The sequence below is a fragment of the Flavobacterium cupreum genome (assembly GCF_003996965.1).
In the GTDB taxonomy this organism is placed as follows: Bacteria; Bacteroidota; Bacteroidia; order Flavobacteriales; family Flavobacteriaceae; genus Flavobacterium; species Flavobacterium cupreum.
In genome coordinates this window covers 1-436 of record NZ_QWDM01000078.1, presented here as the reverse complement: position 1 = coordinate 436, position 436 = coordinate 1, and the positions used below count along the sequence as shown (strand labels likewise).

The following is a 436-nucleotide window of genomic DNA, read 5'->3' as shown; positions in this document are numbered from 1 at the left end:
AGCCCTTTGGCATGTATTGGCGCAGGAGTCCGTTGGTGTTCTCGTTTGAACCGCGCTGCCACGGGCTGTGTGGGTCGGCGAAATAGATCTGGACGCCGGTACGCTCGGTAAGAATCTTGTGACCGTGCATCTCTCTGCCTTGGTCGTACGTCATGGTTTTGCGCATCGCCGCAGGCTCGCGATTAAAGACGGCCGAGAAGCTGTCGACAACAGCCTTTGTGGTCGCGTTATCCATCTTCGCCAGCACCACAAATCCGGTCGTGCGTTCAACCAGTGTGCCGACTGATGAGCGGTTCCCAGCGCCCTTGATCAGGTCGCCCTCCCAGTGACCAGGGATAAGGCGATCCTCGACCTCTGGAGGGCGTATATGGATGCTCTGCATGTCAGGGATCTGTCCGCGCCGAGCGGTGCCACGGCGTCGTGGGTTGCGTAGCTG

At 59.6% G+C, this 436-nt stretch carries 1 protein-coding gene; it reads right to left on the bottom strand.

The window, feature by feature from the left end:
* Nucleotides 1–436: IS30 family transposase (locus D0817_RS24870; RefSeq protein WP_127341006.1), on the bottom strand; the 436-nt coding region annotated here is incomplete at both ends.